The sequence below is a fragment of the Wolbachia endosymbiont of Drosophila bocki genome (assembly GCF_028982005.1).
Classification (GTDB): Bacteria; Pseudomonadota; Alphaproteobacteria; order Rickettsiales; family Anaplasmataceae; genus Wolbachia; species Wolbachia pipientis.
This window is the reverse complement of the sequence record NZ_JAPQLG010000146.1, coordinates 1-3,978: the sequence shown is the minus strand read 5'-3', so window position 1 is coordinate 3,978 and position 3,978 is coordinate 1. Positions and strand designations below refer to the sequence as shown.

Below are 3,978 nucleotides of genomic sequence, written 5' to 3'. Positions count from 1 at the left end.
TCTGGATCAGGATGAATACCCTCTAGCGTGCTTAACATTCTATAGATAATACCGGTGAAGCAAGTGTTAGGAATTCGCTCTTTTCTAGAGAAAGTTTGGCTATCAAGCAAATTTGTAATTAACGCGTCTTTTTTATTTTTTACAGCTTCTCTGTCTCCATCATTGCAGGCTTTCAGAACTAAAAGTAAAATCCGTCCACCTGTAAAGCGGGAGCTATACTTTTGATCATCTTTGCAAAAGTCATTTAAAAATGTAATTACCCTTCCTTTATCCTCATCACTAAACTGACGATAATTAAGTTCATTTAAATCATTTATATATTCAATAAATTGCTTAAATTCTCTATCATTAATAACGTCTTCGGATACTTTTTCACCATACTCATCTTTTAATTTATCAATATTTTTAATGATATCATCATTTAATTGATGGGGCAGTAAATGTTCAAGCTTAACATCAAAACTATTAACCATACCACGTAAATTCTCTTTTATACCTTCCAAAAAGAAATTTATAGAAGCTTTAAGCAGCGTAAATGGGTTAAAATCTTTTGGCCTTAGTTCACTCTGCAATAAAATTAATAGCATTGTAAGTGGTATAGTTCCTAGTAACGAAATAAGCAAGAAAGTGGTAGCGAAAGTTAGATATGTTATGAAAGCAGAAAACAAGAGGAAGACTGCTACCTTGATTGTATTGTTCTTAAAAAATATTTCCCAATATTCCCTTTTGCTCATTTTTTGCTGTTTTGCCGTTTTTATTTCTTTGTAGATATAAAGAGTTTTAATTTCAGACCTGAAGAATATAGTACCAAGAGAAAAAAGAACATTAACGGGATTAGTGATAATGGTTAAAGAAACAAAAGTTGCAAAATAACTAACAAACTTTAGCTTGCTAGATTCCTTTGAAGGAAATTGTATTTGAGAAATGCCTATCATAGCCTACCTTTGACATCATTACACTCTAGTAATAGCATAATAATTTAAAACGTCAATGTTTAAGTATTTTATTATCCGCACACTCATCGTATTCGATCTCGACTGTAGAGTGTGCTATCTCGAACCTATTTAGTAGTATTTTTTTTATCTCATACAAAATACCAGTGTGTTGTGCATCTTGCTTTACTTTGGCATGCATGGTAATTATAAAATAATTATCAGACAGTGACCATGCATGTATGTGGTGCACATTTATCACTTCAGGTAATTCTGATGTGATCTTACTTTTTATTTCCTCAGTAGATATCCCTTCAGGTGTACCTTCAAGAAGTATGTGGCAAGAATTCTTTAGAATTTTGTAGCCACTATTCAAAATGATTACACTGACAAATACCGATAAAATCGGATCCACCATTTGCCATCCAGTAAACATGATAATTATGGATGCAAGTATAGCAGCTACAGAACCTAAAATATCTCCTATAACGTGTAGTACAGCACTTTTTATGTTTATATTGCTCTCGCATTTACTATGCAATATAAAAAAGACTATGATATTAGAGATCAGGCCAAGTGTAGCAATTACTAACATTACTTTCCACTCAACATTGACTGGAAAAATAAGCCTCTTTATTGACTCAATTATAATGATTACTGCAATGAGGAATAGAGTTAAACCATTAACAAATGCTGCAATTATCTGCAACCGATGATATCCGTATGATCTCTGCAAATCGGATTTCTTAGCTGAAAACCTATGTGCTAACCAGCTTAAAACCAAGGCAAAGAGGTCAGTGAGCATATGCCCTGCATCTGATAATAGAGCAAGCGAATGTGAAATTATTCCACCTACTATTTCCATAAACATTGTTATCGCAACTATTATTATGGAATAGATTAAGCGCTTGGACTGCGCTGCTGAGTGTTTACCGTTATGCACTGCTGTCATATAAAATCTTTTCATAAACAAAAACGTGGGTAACACTGGGTTCGAACCAGCGACCGCTTGCACGTCAAGCAAGTGCTCTACCAACTGAGCTAATTACCCATCGTGGTTTTAGTATAGTGCTTTGGTGGAATGAAAGTCAATAAACCACTTTGCTTTTGTCCTTGTCCAATGTGATTCCGGAATATAGCTGTATAGAATTTCAGCCATATTCTAAATTTTATATATTAAGTTAACTATCTATACTTTATTTATTAAGATATAAATTATATTAATACAGGGATTTACGTTTTTTTGGGGAAATTACTTTATGCTTGATATTGAAAGATCAGCAAATTAGAGGTTAAAATTATGACAATTAGTCAACAAGTAAATAAAAATATAACTAAAGCAGAATATTTCAACAATAACGGCAAAGGGTTTAATTCGCCACATGTTATAGAAGTTGAAGATTTAAATATTAAAGTAGAGGTTTATTCTCACAATTTAAGAGCAAGTAAAGTTGCTAACATTGAAAGTGAGATAAGAGAAACAGCTACTAATTTTAAAAACGCATTCGAGTTAGAACGCGGCAGTTCAGAACAAACATTTAAAATTTACATGTTTGATGACAAGGATGATTACACTCACCTTGGCGGAAGCGAGCGTTTCGGTTCTTACCTTGGAGACGAAGGTGGTAAATGTTACTACAAAGGGAAAGCTGACGTTTTTGCTGAAATGTACGTCTACCAGCAAGGTGGCGTTCATAACCTTCAGCATGAATTTGCACATGGTTTAACTTACTTGGCTACAGGAGGCAAATCTTTACCTACAGTATTAATGGAAGGAATTGCAGACTACTTTGAGCATCATTCAGATCATAAATTCAATTCTCAAGAATCAAGTATCGACAAAACTGAAGCTGCAAATTTGGATTTAGATAAAATTTTAAGTTTAGAATACTCAAAGGACAGCGAAGCAAATAGCTTGGTTTATAAAACAGGTCATGCGTTGATAATGTACTCACAGGAAAAAGATCCTAGTTTATTAAGAGACTACCTAGATGCTTTACGTCAAGGTAACTCAGATGAGTCAAAAAGTTTCTTGAAAGACATAAAAGGACACGATACTGACTTCAAAAGTTGGCTTGCTGAGAATGATACAGAAACTGCAATGGAACATCTCAACGCTTTGCAAGTTACAAAAGGAGATTTCATAGCAATTGGTCAAGAAATAGTGGGTGGAGAAATTAAAAACGTATCCTACTATAAAGCAAATATAGAAAAAATGGATGGAGAAAACGTTGGAAGTTTTTCTCCTGTAGAACACGTTGCATTTTATGATGTTGCTCGTGCTATAAATAGGGCAACAAATGATACACTTGATATATCAAAGGAATATCATTTCCTCAAGGTAGTAAAAACTTCCGATGGACAGGATAAACTAACTTACTCTGACCAACAAGGTAATGAATATCGAAACAGTCAAGAGTATAAAAATCAGGCTTCGAGGATATTATCAAAATATGATACAGAAATTAAGAATCAGGTAGATGAATTTGATAATTTGAATAAAGAACGTGGTGAAATGTATCAAAAATATCATAAAGGAGAGATTACTATTGAAGAGTTACGTAATGAGGAAAATACAAAATACAGACCAGCATTTTTAAAGTTTGATCAACTAAAAAACAAAGCTGTTGATAAGATTGAAAATAATTCCCAAGCAGCAAAAATATTAGATGGGCTGGTCAATATCGATCCAAACTTAATCAGAGGTACTCATATTGATCTACAAGAAGGTAAGATTTTTTCCATGTAAGCTCATGGTCAAGGAGATATGGGTGCACTGTCTATATACACAACTTAAATGTTTCATACGAAGGTGGTGCTTACATGGCAGTTACAAAAGAAAACGGTCATTATAAAGCTTCCCTAATAGATGGCAGAACAGTTGAACGTGATGAATACTTTGATGAGGCGCATTTACATGAAAATGAATTGTTGCATCCTAGCACTGGACACATCCAAAAAGATTTAGATTCTCTGCTCCTTAGAACCTGTTTAAAATCTTCGTAATAGGAGAGAAATGAAGGAAAGGACAATCATTTGCAAGCTG

General features: G+C 33.7%; 3 protein-coding genes, 1 tRNA gene and 1 pseudogene. 2 read left to right on the top strand and 3 right to left on the bottom strand.

The features are described from left to right. The 3 genes and pseudogenes from OZD61_RS03220 to OZD61_RS03210 form a co-directional block, all read right to left on the bottom strand. A pseudogene (locus tag OZD61_RS03220) lies at nt 1–935 on the bottom strand (hypothetical protein); the annotation flags it as partial. 52 nt (nt 936–987) lie between these two features. After that, entirely contained in the window at nt 988–1,884 is an 897-nt protein-coding gene (locus OZD61_RS03215; RefSeq protein ID WP_274979825.1) for a cation diffusion facilitator family transporter, read from the bottom strand. Between the two features lie 26 nt (nt 1,885–1,910). Continuing rightward, nucleotides 1,911–1,983: transfer RNA gene (locus OZD61_RS03210), tRNA-Val, on the bottom strand. A 249-nt stretch (nt 1,984–2,232) separates the two neighbouring features. On the opposite strand from OZD61_RS03210, the gene OZD61_RS03205 reads away from it, so the two are divergent. Together OZD61_RS03205 and OZD61_RS03200 are read left to right on the top strand one after the other, a co-directional pair. After that, complete coding sequence (locus tag OZD61_RS03205) at nt 2,233–3,681, top strand: surface protein-related protein (RefSeq protein ID WP_274979824.1); 1,449 nt, start codon at nt 2,233–2,235, stop codon at nt 3,679–3,681. A gap of 74 nt (nt 3,682–3,755) precedes the next feature. Continuing rightward, entirely contained in the window at nt 3,756–3,938 is a 183-nt protein-coding gene (locus OZD61_RS03200) for a hypothetical protein (RefSeq protein ID WP_274979823.1), read from the top strand. Nucleotides 3,939–3,978 lie beyond the last annotated feature (40 nt).